Here is a 17,124-nt window from a genome sequence, read left to right as displayed (position 1 = left end):
CCTCCCAATAAAAACAAGGATCGGCTCATGCTCTTCACCTTCCCCCGTACTCTTTTGGCCGCGACCCTGGCCGTGTCCTTCGCACTCCCGGCCTACAGTGCCGAACCCCACACACCGATCCAGGCGGCTGCCGAACAGTCCCAGGCCGACGCGCTGAAACTGCTCGAGCGGCTGGTCAACATCGACTCGGGTTCCGGCTACGGGCCGGGCCTGACCCAGGTCAGCGACATCGCCGTCGATGAGCTCAAACAGCTGGGCTTCAGCATTGAACACGTGCCGGATGCCGCGGCCAACAGCAGCCACGTGATCGCCACCCTCAAAGGCACCGGCAAGGCCAACATCCTGCTGATGGCCCACATGGACACCGTATTCAAAGAAGGCTCGGCCGCCGCCCGTCCGTTCCACATCAAGGACGGTCGCGCCTACGGCCCCGGCGTGATGGATGACAAGGGCGGTATCGTCGCCGGTATCTACGCGCTGAAAGTCCTGAAAAGCCAGGGCTTTACGGACTACGCGCAGATCACCTTCCTGCTCGACGCCAGCGAAGAAACCGGTTCCGACGCCGCCTCAGCGCTGATCCGCAAAACCGCCAAGGCCCACGACGTGACCTTGAATCTCGAGCCCGGTCGCCCGGCGGATGGCCTGGTGGTCTGGCGCAAAGGCAGCGCCACTGCGGTGGTCGAAGTCAAAGGCAAAGCCGCTCACGCCGGCGTCGCCCCGGAACTGGGGCGCAACGCCGCGATGGAAGCTGCCCACCAGATCCTGCAACTGGGCCAGCTGGGCGATGCAGAAAAGAAAACCACCATCAACTTCACCGTGCTTCAGGCCGGTGATCGCGTCAACGTGATTCCTGATCAGGCGACGGCCAAGGCCGATGTACGTGCGGCGTTGCCGGAAGAGTTCGACCGCATCGAGAAAGACCTGGCGCGGGTATCGGCCAACAAGTTGATCCCCGAGACGCAAGTGACGACCAGCCTGCTGCGCGGTCTGCCGCCGATGCCACAGACGCCGGAATCGGACAAATTGGTGGCGATTGCCCAAGGCATTTATGGCGAGCTGGGGCGCACGCTGACCATTGAAGGCAGTGGAGGCGCGGCGGATGCGAGTTTGTCGGCCGGGGTAGGAACGCCGACCCTGGATGGGTTTGGGATTGTCGGTGGGAATATCCACACGCCCGAGGAATATGCGGAGGTGGGGAGTGTGGCGCCGCGCATTTATTTGTTGAGCCGTATGATCATGGAGTTGGCGAAGCGCTGACTTGAGGTTCCCAGGGAACGTTCTGTGAGGACCTGCTGATTGTCCTATGCATAGAACGAACAAGGTCGCGTTTACCGGCTAGTACCCAGGGCTCGAGGGGCTTAGGGTGTAGGCACTTTGGAGGTACACCATGAAGAAACTCATCGGCATCTACACCAGCCCCCGCGCCCATTGGGTCGGCGACGGCTTTCCGGTGCGCACGCTGTTTTCCTACGACACCCTGGGCAAGCACATCAGCCCATTTTTGTTGTTGGATCACGCCGGCCCGGCCGATTTCACCCCGACCGCACAACGTCGCGGCGTCGGCCAGCACCCGCATCGCGGCTTTGAAACCGTGACCATCGTCTACGACGGCGAAGTCGAGCACCGCGACTCCACCGGGGCCGGCGGCACGATCGGCCCCGGCGACGTGCAATGGATGACCGCCGCCAAGGGCATCCTCCACGAAGAGTTCCACTCCGAAGCCTTCGCCCGTAGCGGCGGGGTGCTGGAGATGGTGCAACTGTGGGTAAACCTGCCGGCCAAGGACAAAATGGCCGACGCCGGCTACCAGACGATTGTCGACGGCGATATTCCGCTGCTGCCGTTGGCCAATGAGGCCGGCCAACTGCGCCTGATTGCCGGTGAGTTCGCAGGTAAAAAAGGCCCGGCACGCACCTTCACGCCCATCGACGTGTGGGACCTGCGCCTCAACGCCGGCAAGGCGCTGACCCTGGATTTGCACGCCGGACGCAACACCGCGCTGGTGATCTTGCGCGGTACGGTGCTGGTCAATGGCGCAGAAATCGCGCGCCAGGGGCAATTGGCACTGTTTGAGCGCGACGGCACGCAACTGTCCCTGGAGCCCAGCGACGACGCCAGGGTGCTGCTGCTCAGTGGCGAACCGATCGACGAGCCTATCGTCGGCCATGGGCCGTTCGTGATGAATACCGAGCAGGAGATCCATCAGGCGTTTGCTGATTTTCACTCCGGTCATTTCGGGCAGATGCAGCGCTGAAAGGTTGACGCCAAGCCTAATGTGGGAGCGGGCAAGCCCCCACATTTCGCTCCGCGCTATACCCCCGCATCCCCATTTCATGCGATCTTCTCGGCATTCACCCTGGAGTCGTCTGGATGCCCTCATTTATCGCTGATCACCCCATGTTGTGCGCCCTGGCGCTGATCTTTATCGATATCGGTGTGTGGCGCCTGATTTCCGCTGACCTGGCCAACTGGAAGCTGGCGGCGCGGCTGGTGATTTTTGCGGTGTTCAGCGCCGTGTTGTTCAACGACGGCATGAACCCGATGCTCGTCGCGCCGTATGCCGACAACACCGCGTTGCACCTGGCCGCCACCGCGTTGCAGATCGGTTGGTGGCTGTTCGCGGCGCGGACCCTGACGGTGTTGCTCGGTGCGCTGATGATGCAGCGCGTCGGCCATACCGGTCGGCTGTTGCAAGACCTGCTGGGCGCGGTGATTTTCCTGATTGCGATCATCGCCGCCATGGCCTACGTGCTCGACCTGCCGGTCAAGGGCGTGCTTGCCACCTCCGGCGCGGTGGCGATCATCGTCGGCCTGGCGTTGCAAAGTACCCTCAGCGATGTGTTTTCCGGGATCGTGCTCAACACCACCAAGCCGTACCAGCTCGGTGACTGGATTTCCATCGACGGCACTGAAGGCCGCGTCACCGATATCGACTGGCGCGCCACACGCTTGCAAACCTCCCAGGGCAGCATGGCGGTGATCCCCAATTCGTTGGCGGCCAAGGCCAAGATCATCAATTTCTCGCGCCCGGCGGACATGTTCGGCCTGTCGGTCTGCCTGCAAGTCAGCCCCCACGCGCGTCCGCAAACCGTGATCGAGGCGTTGGAGCGGGCGATGCAAGGTTGCCGGCCGCTGCTGGCTAAACCGGCGCCGAACGTGGCGTTCAAAACCTCGTCCAGTGGCGGCGTCGAGTATGAAATCAGCGGTTTTGTACCGGCGATGCTACTCAAGCGCGAAGTGCGCAATCAGCTATACGACCTGGCTTTCCGGCACCTGCAGGCGGCGGGCGTCGGTTTGCTGTCGGCCACCGAAAGCAGCACGCCGCTCGCGCTGTCAGGTGCGCGGGCGTTGCTGGATCGCTCGTCGATTTTCTCCACGTTGCGCCAGGAAGAGAAGGACACCTTCAGCCAGAACATGACCCTGCACAGCTACCGTGCTGGCGAGATGATCCTGCCGGCGGGGGAGGTCAGCGATCATTTGTTTATCGTCGAAACCGGCGTGGTCTCGGTGATGCTAAACAAGAGCGGGCACGCGTTCGAAGCCGGGCGCATGGGGCCGGGGGAAGTGATCGGCGAGGCCGGGATCTTGTCCGACGAGGCCACACTGGCGGACTTCAGCGCCAAGACCTACTGCACGCTCTACCGCGTCGAGAAGGAATACCTCAAGCCGTGCCTGGATGCGCGGCATGACATCGGCGAAGCGATGAAAGCGCTGCTGGATTTTCGCGTACATACGGCGCAGACCCTGACCCAGGAAGCGCCGGTGGTACCGGTGAAGAAGGGCTTCCTGCAGTGGTTGCGCAAGCGCGGGTTGTAAAGCGATCAGGCAAACATCTCCCTCGCCGCCGGCTCGGTGGCGCAGGCCTGATGTCCGAGGATGGTCGGGTGCTGGGCGTTGACGATATCGTCCCCCAGGCACCCGCGGCGTTGTCCGTCAAATACGCGTTCAGCGCACCAGGCACGGGCGCTTGTTGTCGAAGCTCCAGCCGGGAATCAGGAACTGCATGGCCACGCTGTCATTGCGCGCGCCCAGGCCCATGCCTTTGTAGCATTCGTGAGCCTGGGCCACGGCGTCCATGTCGATCTCCACGCCCAGGCCCGGTTTGGCCGGCACCTGGATGTGACCGTCGACAATCTGCAGCGGCGCCTTGGTCAGGCGCTGGCCGTCCTGCCAGATCCAGTGGGTGTCGATCGCGGTGATAGCGCCGGGGGCGGCGGCCGCCACCTGGGTAAACATCGCCAGGGAAATATCGAAGTGATTGTTGGAGTGCGAGCCCCAGGTCAGGCCCCATTCGTGGCACATCTGCGCGACGCGCACCGAGCCTTGCATCGTCCAGAAGTGCGGGTCGGCGAGGGGGATGTCCACCGATTGCAGCTGGATCGCGTGGCCCATTTCGCGCCAGTCGGTGGCGATCATGTTGGTGGCGGTAGGCAGGCCGGTGGCGCGGCGGAATTCAGCCATGACTTCGCGGCCCGAATAGCCGTTTTCCGCGCCGCACGGGTCTTCGGCGTAGGCCAATACGTGATGTTGGTCGCGGCACAGGGCGATGGCTTCCTTGAGTGACCAGGCGCCGTTCGGGTCCAGGGTGATGCGTGCGTCGGGGAAGCGCTCGGCCAGGGCGGTGACCGCTTCGATTTCTTCGGCGCCGCGCAACACGCCGCCCTTGAGCTTGAAGTCGTTGAAACCGTACTTGGACTGGGCGGCTTCGGCCAGGCGCACGATGGCGTCCGGGGTCAGGGCCGGTTCATGGCGCAGGCGAAACCAATCGTCGCCGTCGGCTTCGCCGCGGTAGGCCAGGTCGGTCTGCTGGCGGTCGCCGATATAGAACAGGTAGCCGAGCATCTTCACCGCGTCGCGCTGCTGGCCTTCGCCGAGCAGCGCGGCCACTGGCACTTCGAGGAATTGACCGAGCAGGTCGAGCAGCGCCGCTTCCATGGCGGTGACGGCGTGGATGGTGATGCGCAGGTCAAACGTCTGCAGGCCGCGACCCGCGCTGTCGCGGGCGGCGAAGGTGCGGCGCATTGCATTGAGGATGCTCTGGTACTCGCCGATCGGCTTGCCGATCACCAGGCTGCGTGCGTCTTCCAGGGTTTCGCGGATGCGTTCGCCGCCCGGTACTTCGCCCACGCCGATGTGCCCGGCGCTGTCCTTGAGGATCACGATGTTGCGCGTGAAAAACGGCCCGTGGGCGCCGCTGAGGTTGAGCAGCATGCTGTCGTGGCCGGCCACCGGGATCACTTGCAGGTGGGTGACGATTGGGGCGTGGCTGGCGTGGTGCTGGTGTTCTGTGTTCATGAAAACGCTTCCTTATTTGCTCAAGACGGGGGCGGGGTGCAGCACGCTCGGGCTTTGGGCGCCGGGCCGGGTCTTGGCGAAGAACACCAGGATCGCCGCGAGGATCGAGGTGCCGGCCAGCCCATACAAACCGCCCTGGATCGACCCGGTGGTCTGCTCCAGAAACCCGAAGGTAGTGGGCGCGACAAACCCGCCGAGGTTGCCGATGGAATTGATCAGCGCGATCACTGCCGCCGCGATGCGCGCATCCAGGTAGCCCTGGGGAATCGGCCAGAACAGCGAGGATGCCGACTTGAACCCAATCGCCGCAAAACAGATGGCGACAAAGGCAAAGACCGGCCCACCGGTGGTGGAGAAAAACATCCCCGCTGCGGCAATCAACAGCGCCGTGGCCACCCACGCCTGCTGGTGTTTGTACTTGCCGGCCAGGGCCGCGAACGAGTACATGGCGATGATCGAAATCAGCCAGGGGATGGAGTTGTAGAAACCCACCTGGATGTCACTCAGGTCGCCCATCTTCTTGATGATGCTCGGTAGCCAGAATGTGGCGGCATAGATGGTCAACTGGATGCAGAAGTACAGGGCGCAGAACAGCATGATCTGGCGGTCCTTGAGCAGCGTGCCCAGGCTCGGCTTGACTGTGGTGGCGGCGTCACGCTCGCGTTGTTCGCGCTCGATCTCGCCGACCAGCGCGTCCTGTTCTGCGCGGCTGAGCCATTTGGCATCGTGGGGTTTGGAGTCGAGCCAGAACCACACGAAAAAGCACAGCAGCACCGAGGCCATGCCTTCGATGATGTACATCCATTGCCAGCCGTGCAGGCCCAGCCCGTTGATTTGCAGCAGCACGCCGGACAGTGGGCCGGAGATCAGCGAGGCCAGGGCCGAGCCGCTGAGGAAGATCGCAATCGCCTTGCCGCGTTCCACCCCAGGCAGCCAGCGGGTGAAGTAGTAGATCACGCCCGGAAAGAACCCGGCCTCGGCCACGCCCAGCAGAAAACGCAGGATGTAGAAGTGGTTTTCGTTCTGGATAAAGGCCATCAGCGTCGCGGTGATGCCCCAGGTGAACATGATGCGGGTCAGCCAGATACGCGCGCCGACTTTTTGCAGCAGCAGGTTGGAGGGCACTTCGAACAAGGCATAGCCGATAAAGAACAAACCGGCACCGAAACCATAGGCGGCCGCACCGATGCCCAGGTCGTGTTCCATGTGGGTGCGCACAAAGCCGATGTTGACGCGGTCGATGTAGTTGACGATGAACATGATCACGAACAATGGCAGCACGTGCTGCTTCACTTTCTTGATCGCGCGGGCCAGGACGGGGTCGAGGGCGGGCGCAGCTGTCGCAGGGCTGGAAGCGGTCACGGGGTAGAACTCCCACGGATTATTGTTGTGCGGGGATGGGTTCAGAGCTGCCGGAGATGTCTGACAACTTGATAGACATCATACAACTGCTTTTTTTCATGTGGCAACGTAAATTTCGGCGGTATGAGCGCGCCGTTGGAGCTTTGTTTCCTAAGAATTGGGCTTCGTTGTGCTTTATTTCAACCACGTCGACGCAATCCAAGGCAAGCCTACTCTCACAAAAATCATGGCCAGACATAGTTGAATTTGTTTGTTGTCATACAAGTTGGTGGTGGATGGAGATGTTAGTATTGGCCGGGCCCAACCCATGGAATGACCGATGCACAACGACGCCCCCCGCAAGCGCTCCCAGGGCCTTGCCCATGACATCGTCACTACGCTGACCCAGCGCATTCTCCTCGGCCAAATGGCGCCGGGCGAGAAGCTGCCCTCCGAGTCGGCCATCGTTGGCGAGTACGGCGTCAGTCGCACGGTGGTGCGTGAGGCGTTGTCGAAGTTGCAGGCGGCGGGACTGGTGGAAACCCGGCATGGGGTGGGCACCTTTGTGCTTGAGCGGGACCAGCGCCAGGGCCTGCAACTGAACCACGACACCGCCGTCAGCGTGCGCGGCATCCTTGAGTTGCGCCTTGGCCTGGAAACCCAGGCCGCTGCCCTGGCCGCGTTGCGTCGCAGCGAGGCGCAGTTGCAGCTCATGCGCCAGGCCCTCGACGACTACCAGGCCTCGCTGGCCAACAACGACAGCAGCGTCGAACCCGACGTGCGCTTCCATCAGTTGATTGCCCAGGCCACTGGCAACAGCTACTTCACCGATGTGATTTATCACTTGGGTAACTCGGTGATCCCGCGCACGCGCATCAATGCCCAGGAGCGCGGCGATATCGACCTGATGAAGCTGGGCCAGTTGGCCAACCTGGAACACGAGGCGATCCTCAAAGCGATCCGCCGCCAGGACCCCGACGCCGCCCGCGCCGCCATGTGGTTGCACCTGAGCAACAGCCTGGAACGCATGACCGGCGAGTAGCAGGGGTATTTTCTTCAATACCCGGCTCGCCGGGGTGTTTACCGTTGCCCTTGTTCATCACTACAACAAGGAACCGCAATGAGCTTGATCCTTTCCATGGCCGCCTTCGCGTTGGCCACTTCCATCACACCGGGGCCGGTGAATGTGGTCGCCCTCAGTTCGGGCGCACGCTTCGGGTTTGCCGCCAGCCAGAAACACGTGTTCGGCGCCGCCGCCGGCTTCACGCTGTTGCTGGTGTTGATCGGCCTGGGGCTGCATGAAGTGCTGGTGCGCTGGCCCATCCTGACCCAGTTGATCCAGTGGGGCGGGGTCGCCTTCTTGTTGTACATGGCCTGGAAGCTCGCGGTGGACGATGGCCGGCTGGACGCCGAAGGCACCGCAACGGCGCCGTCGATGTTGTACGGGGCGATCATGCAATGGCTTAACCCCAAAGCCTGGCTGGCCTGCGTGGCGGGGATGGGGTTGTTTGTCGCCGATGGCGACGCCAGGCAAGTATGGCTGTTTGCGGCGCTCTACCTGGTGATCTGCTACCTGTCGGTGGCCTGCTGGGCCTACGCCGGCACGTTTTTGCGGCGTTACCTCGGCAACCCGCAGGGCGTGCGGGTGTTCAACCGTTCGATGGCCGCGTTGCTGGTGGCCAGTGTGGGTTATTTGCTGATGGCTTGAGCAAGTCGCGGTATTGCCCCGGCGTGGCGGCGAAGTGTTGCTTGAAGGTGCGCTGGAAGTGCGCCTGGTCGGCAAAGCCGGCGGCCAGGGCCACGTCGGCGATCAGTTCGCCGTTGCGCAATTGAGTGCGGGCAAACTGGATGCGCCGGTTCACCAGAAACGCATGGGGCGTCAGGCCGTAATACAGCTTGAACGCGCGGATCAAATACGAAGGCGACAGCTCGGCCGCCAAGCAAATGTCTTCGAGTTTCAAGGCCTGAGTGCAGTGTTCGCGGATGTACTCAGCGGCGCGTTCCAGCTTGTGGTTGACCTCCCGCACCGGCGTGTTCGAAGGGTTCAGGCGCTGCTGCACCTCACTGAAGTAACTCACCAGCACGCTCTGTTTTTGCAGCAGTTCGGCCTGCTCATCCAGCAGCACCCGGTACAGTTCGATCAGGCCGTTGTACAGCACCGGATCGCGGGTATAGGGCGTATTGAACGGTCGATAACCCAGGTCGGTGCTGAAACCCAACTGGTGTTGCAGGTCCGTCAGCCAGGGCGTGTCGAGGTAGAGCATGTGATACGACCAAGGCTGGTCGCGGATCGGGTTGCACGCATGCACATCGCCGGGGTTCATCAATACCACCGTGCCGGCACTGATCTGGAAGGTGTCCGCACCGTGGTGGTAGTCGCTGCACCCGGTGGTGATCGCGCCGATGGAGAAATGCTCGTGGGAGTGGCGGGTGTACGTGACCTTACGCCCATCGGCGATGGTCCGCGCTTCGATGAACGGCAAGCGCTCGTCGCGCCAGAAGCGCGGCGCTTGTGCGGGGTGAGTGGCAGTGTTCAGCGACATGGCGGTGGCTCCATCCCTCGAGAGATCGAGGGAGGATCATTGCACAGACGGCTGGGACCGTCAGCCTGGAAGTCCGAGTTCATCTCCCATAAAGGGGAATCTCACAGCTGTTTAGACAGAAACACCCGGCTGCTACCTTCGGGTTCACAGGGTATTTCGCCAAACCGCACCCAACCGTTCTTTTCATAGAACCCCGGCGCCTGGAAGCTGATGGTGTAGAGCACGGCATTGCGGCAACCACGGCGTCGGGCTTCGTCTTCGAATGCGTGCAGCAATTGGCTGCCGATGCCTGCACCGCGCAACGTGGCGGGCAAGTGGAGAAGGTCGAGGAAGGCCATGCCGAATGCGCTCCGGCCGGTGATGCCGCCGAGCACTTGCTGGGTGTGCGGGTCTTTGACCAGCACCGTCAGCGGGCGTCGGTCATGGTAGCCGGTGGCTTGTTCGTTGAACGCCGCCAGGCCGTTGGCGAGGATGCGTTCGGCGTCGGGGTTGGGTTGGTCGCTGATTTCAATGAGGGGGTGCTGCATCGCGCTGGATTCCTTGTTGTGCTGAGCCTTGACTCTGTCCCTGGGGGCAGACTTTATGCTTTTTTCGCTGCGTCTGCCGCAGGATTTCCTGCGCGAATTACTGTGGTGTTTGCGGGTGTCGTTACCGTGGCGGTTGCCGGCTGCGACTTTTTGGGGACGCGAATCGCGTTGCTGTTTTGGGTGAGCACGCAGTAGGCCGATTGTTCCGGCCATTCCTTGCGCGGCGTGTTGATCAGGCGGGCTGGACACAACAACAGTACGTCGCCGAAGGAAAACAGGGGGAAGGCGGACACTACGGGTTGACCGCGCAACGTCTCTGTATTGCCCCAGACGTGGGTGTCGAAATCTTCCGTCGCATAGGTTTTCGTCAGCAAGTATCTGGCTGCCACAGGGTCGCGCGCTTTCATGACAAGAGCCGCCGAATAAACAACGGCCGCCGGGCCTCCTGGCGAAATACTGATAACGATTACCCCGATGCCCAATACTGCCATCACGCCCAGCGCCAAGCGCTTGAACAGGTCAGCCTGGCTGACATAGAAAATCACCACGGGCAGCAGCGCGATGCACGCGGCGAACATCGAGATAAACATCAGTCGATTGATTGCTTCCGGCGTGTCTTTACCGATATAGGCGTCGAGGATGAGGCTGGCGGGAAATACGACGGATATCACCGTGCTTACCAGCAACAAAGACAGCATCACCATGAACCAGCCTCGCAGCGGCCAGCTCTTGGCATCGCTGGGGCCTGCCATGGTTGCGCAGATGTCGACGGCAATCCGGAACGTCGGAACCGACAGCAGTGTCATCAGTGCGAGGGCCAGCAAAAGCAACATCCAGAACAGTCTTTCCCCATTGCTGAGCGTGGGCCCCTCAAAGATCTGCCATAGCAACGCGATGGTTGCCACCAATACCGGCAGCAAAAGGATTCCGACCAGTTTGGGCTGCAGAGAAGGCACGTCATTGAACAAAGAGACCGTGAGCCCGAACAACACCGTGGTCGATAACAGAATCAGGATGTACACGCCCAGCATTCCGATCACGGTTGCGAGCCAGGGAATCAGTGCGGATTTGGCCTCAAGTGCGGCGGCCATCACGTCCGGACGATCTATCGCCGTCGCGTAGCTCGACAACGTATAAAACCCCAGCAGGGCGCCCAGTCCGGTAAAAATAACGCTGAGCGGCGCCCAGAAGGTCAGCACCCGTTTGAGGTTCTTTTTCAACGCTTGTTGAAAGGTGAGCGGTCTTGCGGTGATCACGTGGCAGTTCCTTCCCTGGACTTAAAATGAGCGGCGCTGATTGTTACTGAGCCTTTTGTTCGGCGTCGAAAGGGGGCTCCGGCGCAGCCGCGTCAGCTTTCGCCTGCTGCCCGTGTCAATTCGTGATGCCTTGTTGGACGCTGAAAAAGGGATAAGTTCCTAAGGAAGCCATTAAAAAGCCATCACCTTTTCGTGTCATTCCAGCTCGCGATGACCCGACGCCGAGGGTAGTACCGCGCGCCAGCCCTATGGCGTGCTGGCGGGGCGGAACCGGGGAAGATGAAACCGCCCCAGCCCGCCAGTTGCCTTACGCCCGCTGCCAGCCGCCCATGTTATCGGGCGTGATCTCGAAATCGATGGCCTCGCGGTAAGGATCGCCAAGCGGGGCGTATTGGCCGTTGCCGGCTGCCTGGGTGGGTTGCCAGCTTTGGGTATTCGGATCGAAGACCTCGGCATCGTCCCCGGCGGTGCTATCCAATGGGTTATGGCGTGGAGCGTCGTTATCGTAGCCGCCCGGTTTGGCTGTCAGGACGTCATCCCCTTTCGCTGGACCCTGTGAGTTGTGGCTTGAATTGTCGTTATTGAATCCGCTTGCGCCTGACACTGGGTAAAGCGCGGGGTATAGGTTGGAACCGCCGATGGAAGACATGAGTACACCTCGTTGATGGGGAATGAAAAGATCCGCCAGACCCCGGTCTGGTTGATCGCATCGGCAGGCTACCGAGTCATGAAGGGGCGCTCAATAAGGTGAATTCGGGCGGATGTAACCGGTTAAAACCGGCGCTGGACGCATCCACAGAATGCGCGACGTGGCTGTAGGGCGTGTCTGGGTCAGACTGCGCCGCGTCAGGAGTAGCGTCAGATGTTGGGCATGCAGATAGGGGTTTTTCGGGTTGAAATACATTTGCCGATTGGGCGCTCGCTGACGGTTAGACGTTTCGACACACAACTGCGCCCCACGCGGCGCCGACCTAAAGGTCCATCACCATCTCGTGCCACGCCATCCCGCCATGATCCGACGCCGACGGTTGCACATAGCGGTAGCCCATGCGTCTGTACAACTCGACATGGCGGTCTTTGCACATCAAGTGAAGGGTTTGCTTGCCCATCGCGCGCATGCGCTGCACGAACTCGCGCATCAACGCGGTGGAATAGCCCTTGCCCTGGTGCGCCGGAGCGACCACCACCGACATGATCACCGCATTCGGTGCCTCGGCCGAATGGCCGACCAACTCCTTGAACGCCTCATCTGACATCACCACCTTGTGGGCGCAGCCGCTGTTGATGAAGCCCACCACCTCGCCATCTGCCTCCAGGATCAAAAAGCCTTGCGGGTACAACGCAATGCGCGTGGCGATCTTTTCCAGGGTCGCGGCTTCGTCGCCTTCGTAGGCGCTGATTTCGATGTCAAAGCAACGGGCGGCGTCGCTGGGGAGGGCGTTGCGGAAGGTGAGGGCGGGCATGCGGTTTCCTGGGGTGTTAAGCGAAGGGCCACATCATAGCGGGGTGTCAATAGCGTCGCCATCGTGGCCTTGTTGGGGTTGGATGGCTCCCACAGGGTGAGCTTCGGCAAGCAGGATTTTTTGCGGGCAATGCAGTTCTCTTGTGGCTTGGCCAGAGCAAAAGCAGAATAAGGTCTATTTGATCCATGGAGATCCAAATGTGGGAGGGGCGGTGCGACGATTCGATTTGCCCCCGATAGCGGTGGATCAGTCATGCATGTATTGGCTGACACACTGCTATCGGGGGCAAGTCGAATCGTCGCACCGCCCCTCCCACATTTTTGACCGAGTTCGGCTTTCAGTATCAGGTCGGCTATAAGGCCGCCTGAATCAAACCCCACCTATCAACGTCCCCGCATCCATCCGCCGCTTATACGCACTGTCCCGACTAGCCAACCAGAAATACAACGGCGACGTCACCACCAACCCCACCACCCACGACAAATCCGCGCCGTTGATGTGCTCCGAAATCGGCCCCACGTACAGCGGCGTGTTCATGAACGGAATCTGCACCGCAATCCCCACCGCATACGCCAGCAGCGCCTGGGGGTTGTAGCGTCCGTAAATCCCGCCGTCCACGCGGAAGATCGACGCGATGTCGTACTTGCCCTTATGGATCGCGTAGAAGTCGATCAGGTTGATCGCCGTCCACGGCACCAGGACCACCAGCAGCACCAGGACCATGTCGACGAAGTGGCCGATAAAGTCTTTCGAGGCGAATACGGCGGCAACCGAGCAGGCCGCGAGCACGATGATCGAGATCACGGCGCGGCTTTTTGCGGTGGGGATCCAGCGGTAGGCGAAGGTCTGCACCAGGGTGATGATCGACAGCACCGCGCCGTACAGGTTGAGCGCGTTATGGCTGATCACGCTGAGCAAAAACAGCACCAGCATCAGCGGGCCGATGGCGCCGGTGGCGAGTTTGACCGCGTCCATGGTGTCCATGCCTACCGGGGTGGCGAGCACGGCGACGGCGCCGAAGATGAATGACAGGCTCGAACCCAGGGCCGAGCCCATGTAGGTGGTCCAGAAGGTGGCGGCGACGGGCACGTCGGCCGGCAGGTAGCGCGAGTAGTCGGAGACGTAGGGTGCGAACGCGATCTGCCACAGTGCGGCCAGGGACACGGTGGCCAGCCAACCGGAGAGGTTGAAGCTGCCGCGGGTCAGAAAGTCGGTGGTCTGCACATGCGTGAAGATGTAGCCGAAGCCCAGCACGATCCCCGCGCCCAGCACCCAGGTGCCGATGCGGTTGAGCACGTGGATGAAGCGATAGCCGATGATGCCGATGATCCCGGAGCCGATGGCGCCGATCACGATGCCCACCGGCACCGGCACGCTGTCGACCACGCCGTGCAGGGATTTACCGGCGAGTACGATGTTGGAGGCGAAGAAACCGATGTACATGACCCCGGCGATCACCACCACCAGCAACGCGCCGAGGGAGCCGAATTGTGCGCGGCTCTGGATCATTTGCGGGATGCCCATTTGCGGGCCCTGGGCCGAGTGCAATGCCATCAGCACGCCGCCGACCAGGTGGCCGACGAGGATGGCGACGATGCCCCAGATCAGGTTGAGGTGGAACAGTTGCACGCCCAGCGCACCCGTGACGATCGGCAACGGCGCGATGTTGCCGCCAAACCACAGGGTGAACAGGTCTCTTACCTTCCCGTGGCGATCTTCCGGGGGCACGTATCCAATCGTGTGTTTTTCGATAAGCGGGGCGGATGATGTTGCAGTGGTAACCATGACGAGCTCCAAGGCAAGGTGAGTACGTTGACGTACTTCGCTGTGCGCCGCTAAGCGGCGCTTTGTTGTTGGAGTGATCATCTGCAATGGGGGCGGGGAGGTAAATTAGTAAGTTTGTTGCTATAGACCTTAAAAAAAGTATCTCGCGTGGTCATGCGCTCCGGTATGTTGCCTGCTTGTGTTTTGGGGCGAAGTCCCACATTTGCGGAGGGCCCGATGGCTGCCTATAACCTGCGCCAGCTCAGATATTTCGTCACCACGGCCGAGTGCGGCAGCGTCGCCGAGGCGTCGCGCAAGCTGTATATCGCGCAACCGTCGGTGTCCACCGCGATCAAGCAGTTGGAAGACAGCTTTGGCGTGCAGCTATTCATCCGTCATCACGCCCAGGGCGTGTCGCTCACCCCCAGCGGCGCGCGGTTTTATCGCAAGGCGCTGGAGCTGCTGCGGGTGGCCCACGAGTTCGAACAGAACGCCCTGGCCGACAATGACGTGGTGGCGGGGCAGATCGATATCGGCTGCTTTGAGACCGTCGCACCGTTGTACCTGCCGCGCTTGATCGCCGGTTTCAAGGCGCGCTGGCCGGGGGTGGAAATCCGCATTCGCGATGGCGAGCAACAAGAGTTGGTGCAGGCGCTGACCGCGGGCAGTATCGACGTGGCGATGCTGTTCGAGCATGACCTGGGCGCCACCATCGAGACCACGCCGTTGATGCCGCCGCAGCAGCCATATGCGTTGCTGCCGGCCGATCATCGCTTTGCGCAGCAGGCCAAGGTGTCGCTGGCGGACCTGGTGCTGGAGCCGATGATCTTGCTGGATGTACTGCCGAGCCGCACGTACTTCGTGAGCATCTTTGAAGAGCGTGGGTTGACGCCGAACATCGTGTTCAGCTCGCCGTCGATCGAGATGGTGCGGGGAATGGTGGGGCGCGGGTTTGGCTTTTCGATCCTGGTGACCAGGCCGTTTACCGAGTACACCTATGACGGCCAGAAAGTCGTGTGCCTGCCGCTGGCGGAAACTGTCACCGGTTCGGGCTTGTCCGCCGTGTGGTTGCGCCGCGCACCGCTGACCAAGCCGGTGCAGTTGTTCGTTGATTACTGTCGCGAAGAGCTGGCGCGTTTGCTCGCCTGATCGTCGTGCTCAAGCCAGGGCCGATAACGCATCGGCCTGGCTGTGCTGAGTCACGCAGGCGTTACCCCTGATCAGCGATGGGATTACTCGCTGGGTCCGACGTTTTGGATGTTCAGTTGCTTCAGCCGTGCGTCGAGTTGCGTGCCGAAGTTGTTGGCCGCCTTCAAGTGCCCCGGGCTGTAGGTGTCATCCGGACGGTCCGGGCGGAAGTGCACGGACAGCGGCACCACGTTGCCCGGCGGGTTCAAGTTGTTATCGAAGTAGGGCTTGCCGTGGTGCGGGTTCAGATCCTTGATGCCGTTAGCTTCTGCCACGTCAAAAAAGGTATCCAGCGTGCGGTATGCGTCCTCTTCTCTTACGCCCATGCGTATGGTTTCCCTGTCAGGCGCACCTGCTTGGGGGCGCATACGCAGCTCTTCAGGCGGTGCAGCGTTGAGCGGGTTGTTCAACGGCGAGTGCGGTGGAATTCCTATCATGGTCAATACTCAAAGGCTGTTGAAGTGAAAACGGCTATTAGCCGTTTCCCTATGTGGGCAGCCTTCAAATACGGTTCCGTCAGCTGCGGGCGTCGATTGATGCAGGTTATGTCGCCCGCACCGCAGAGGGGCGGTCAACGCAGCGAGTTCAGCAGTCTTTGCAACATCTGATCACACTGCGCCAACTGCGCCACGCTCACAAACTCGTCCGGCTTATGCCCCTGGTCCATGCTGCCCGGCCCGCACACCACGGTGGGAATGCCCACCGCGTCGAACAAGCCGCCCTCGGTGCCGAACGCTACCGTGCCGAACGCCCGCGAGCCGCAAAATGCCGCGATCAACTCGGCAGCCTCGCTCTGCTGATCGGTCATCAGCCCCGGATACGCCGACAGTTCAGTAAAGCGAATCGCACTCTGCGCGCTCACCGCCTGCATGCGCGGCAATACCTGTTGCTCGGCGTAGGCGCGCAACTCATCAGCCACTGCTTGCGGGGCCTGGCCCGGCAGCGCGCGGATCTCAAAATCAAACCGGCAATCGGCGGGCACGATGTTCAGCGCCTTGCCCCCGCCAATCACCCCGGTCTGCACCGTACTGAACGGCGGATCAAACCGCGCATCCTGCTGGCCTTGCAGGCGCTGCCCGATGCGTCCCAGCTCGCCGATCAACTCGGCGGCATGCTCGATCGCATTCACGCCATGGGGCGCATACGCCGAATGACAGGCCGCGCCGTGGACATCGCAGCGCATCGCCAGTTTGCCTTTGTGGCCGAGCACTGGTTTGAGTTCGGTCGGCTCGCCGATGATGCACAGCATCGGCTTCACCGGCCGCTGCTCCAGCACGCTGAGTAACGAGCGCACGCCCAGGCAACCGACTTCCTCGTCGTAGGAGAGGGCGATATGCACCGGCCGCCGCAAAGTGGCTGCGACCAGCGCCGGCACGAGGGCCAGCACACAGGCGATGTAGCCCTTCATGTCCGCAGTGCCCCGGCCGAACAGCTTGCCGTCACGCTCGGTCAACTCAAACGGCGGCACGCTCCACGGCTGGCCATCCACCGGCACTACGTCGGTATGCCCGGACAGCACAATACCGGGCAGCTCCACCGGGCCGATGCTGGCAAACAGGTTGGCCTTGGTGCGGGCCTCGTTGTAGATCAGCTCGCTGGCCACGCCGTGACTCGCCAGGTAATCGCGCACAAAGGCGATCAACCGCAGGTTGGATTCGCGGCTGGTGGTATCGAACCCCACTAGCGTCTGCAACAACGCGCGGCTGCGGCTCATCGTTCGTCCCCGGCGACGCCATAACCGGGCGCG

General features: G+C 61.7%; 16 protein-coding genes. 6 read left to right on the top strand and 10 right to left on the bottom strand.

The features are described from left to right. The first annotated feature begins 27 nt into the window (after window positions 1-27). The 3 genes from L9Z73_RS05015 to L9Z73_RS05005 all read left to right on the top strand — a co-directional run bounded on the left by L9Z73_RS05015 (window position 28) and on the right by L9Z73_RS05005 (window position 3,816). Window positions 28-1,257 (top strand): M20/M25/M40 family metallo-hydrolase, encoded by a 1,230-nt coding sequence (locus L9Z73_RS05015; RefSeq protein ID WP_247396985.1) that lies wholly within the window; start codon window positions 28-30, stop codon window positions 1,255-1,257. A gap of 130 nt (window positions 1,258-1,387) precedes the next feature. Further along, window positions 1,388-2,254 carry a pirin family protein gene (locus L9Z73_RS05010; RefSeq protein WP_247396983.1) on the top strand — a complete coding sequence of 289 codons (867 nt, stop codon included), beginning with the start codon at window positions 1,388-1,390 and terminating at the stop codon, window positions 2,252-2,254. A gap of 116 nt (window positions 2,255-2,370) precedes the next feature. Next, window positions 2,371-3,816 carry a mechanosensitive ion channel family protein gene (locus tag L9Z73_RS05005; protein ID WP_247396980.1) on the top strand — a complete coding sequence of 482 codons (1,446 nt, stop codon included), beginning with the start codon at window positions 2,371-2,373 and terminating at the stop codon, window positions 3,814-3,816. 129 nt (window positions 3,817-3,945) lie between these two features. Here L9Z73_RS05005 and gudD read toward each other — a convergent pair whose 3' ends face one another. Next, window positions 3,946-5,295 carry a glucarate dehydratase gene (gene gudD / locus L9Z73_RS05000; RefSeq protein ID WP_247396978.1) on the bottom strand — a complete coding sequence of 450 codons (1,350 nt, stop codon included), beginning with the start codon at window positions 5,293-5,295 and terminating at the stop codon, window positions 3,946-3,948. Window positions 5,296-5,307: 12 nt separating this feature from the next. Then, complete coding sequence (locus tag L9Z73_RS04995) at window positions 5,308-6,657, bottom strand: MFS transporter (RefSeq protein WP_247396976.1); 1,350 nt, start codon at window positions 6,655-6,657, stop codon at window positions 5,308-5,310. A gap of 319 nt (window positions 6,658-6,976) precedes the next feature. Between L9Z73_RS04995 and L9Z73_RS04990 the strand changes: the two genes are divergently transcribed. Continuing rightward, on the top strand, window positions 6,977-7,678 hold the full coding sequence (locus L9Z73_RS04990; RefSeq protein WP_247396974.1) for a FadR/GntR family transcriptional regulator: 702 nt from the start codon (window positions 6,977-6,979) through the stop codon (window positions 7,676-7,678). Between the two features lie 78 nt (window positions 7,679-7,756). Continuing rightward, window positions 7,757-8,344, top strand: coding sequence for a LysE family translocator (locus L9Z73_RS04985; RefSeq protein ID WP_247396973.1), 588 nt, complete (start codon window positions 7,757-7,759; stop codon window positions 8,342-8,344). Here L9Z73_RS04985 and L9Z73_RS04980 read toward each other — a convergent pair. From L9Z73_RS04980 to L9Z73_RS04955, 6 genes are all read right to left on the bottom strand, one after another. Beyond that, window positions 8,286-9,179, bottom strand: a complete 894-nt coding sequence (locus L9Z73_RS04980) for an AraC family transcriptional regulator (protein ID WP_247396971.1) — start codon at window positions 9,177-9,179, stop codon at window positions 8,286-8,288. The genes L9Z73_RS04985 and L9Z73_RS04980 overlap by 59 nt on opposite strands. A gap of 101 nt (window positions 9,180-9,280) precedes the next feature. Further along, on the bottom strand, window positions 9,281-9,706 hold the full coding sequence (locus tag L9Z73_RS04975) for a GNAT family N-acetyltransferase (protein ID WP_247396969.1): 426 nt from the start codon (window positions 9,704-9,706) through the stop codon (window positions 9,281-9,283). 53 nt (window positions 9,707-9,759) lie between these two features. Continuing rightward, window positions 9,760-10,962 carry a hypothetical protein gene (locus tag L9Z73_RS04970; protein WP_247396966.1) on the bottom strand — a complete coding sequence of 401 codons (1,203 nt, stop codon included), beginning with the start codon at window positions 10,960-10,962 and terminating at the stop codon, window positions 9,760-9,762. A gap of 307 nt (window positions 10,963-11,269) precedes the next feature. Continuing rightward, the gene (locus tag L9Z73_RS04965) at window positions 11,270-11,611 is read right to left on the bottom strand and encodes a hypothetical protein (protein WP_247396963.1); all 342 of its coding nucleotides are present in this window, start codon (window positions 11,609-11,611) and stop codon (window positions 11,270-11,272) included. Window positions 11,612-11,933: 322 nt separating this feature from the next. Next, the gene (locus L9Z73_RS04960) at window positions 11,934-12,425 is read right to left on the bottom strand and encodes a GNAT family N-acetyltransferase (protein ID WP_247396960.1); all 492 of its coding nucleotides are present in this window, start codon (window positions 12,423-12,425) and stop codon (window positions 11,934-11,936) included. Window positions 12,426-12,794: 369 nt separating this feature from the next. Then, window positions 12,795-14,210: a purine-cytosine permease family protein gene (locus L9Z73_RS04955; protein WP_247396958.1), complete on the bottom strand. Its 1,416-nt coding sequence runs from the start codon at window positions 14,208-14,210 to the stop codon at window positions 12,795-12,797. A 216-nt stretch (window positions 14,211-14,426) separates the two neighbouring features. Between L9Z73_RS04955 and L9Z73_RS04950 the strand changes: the two genes are divergently transcribed. After that, entirely contained in the window at window positions 14,427-15,338 is a 912-nt protein-coding gene (locus L9Z73_RS04950; protein WP_247396955.1) for a LysR substrate-binding domain-containing protein, read from the top strand. Window positions 15,339-15,421: 83 nt separating this feature from the next. On the opposite strand, the gene L9Z73_RS04945 is transcribed toward L9Z73_RS04950, so the two are convergent. Together L9Z73_RS04945 and argE are read right to left on the bottom strand one after the other, a co-directional pair. Beyond that, on the bottom strand, window positions 15,422-15,814 hold the full coding sequence (locus tag L9Z73_RS04945; RefSeq protein WP_247396952.1) for a hypothetical protein: 393 nt from the start codon (window positions 15,812-15,814) through the stop codon (window positions 15,422-15,424). A gap of 134 nt (window positions 15,815-15,948) precedes the next feature. Then, complete coding sequence (argE, locus tag L9Z73_RS04940; RefSeq protein WP_247397027.1) at window positions 15,949-17,091, bottom strand: acetylornithine deacetylase; 1,143 nt, start codon at window positions 17,089-17,091, stop codon at window positions 15,949-15,951. Window positions 17,092-17,124: the final 33 nt, after the last annotated feature.

This window comes from Pseudomonas emilianonis (assembly GCF_023072625.1).
Classification (GTDB): domain Bacteria; phylum Pseudomonadota; class Gammaproteobacteria; order Pseudomonadales; family Pseudomonadaceae; genus Aquipseudomonas; species Aquipseudomonas paraveronii.
Note: the sequence above shows the minus strand (reverse complement) of the source record. Positions and strands in the feature narration are given on the sequence as shown.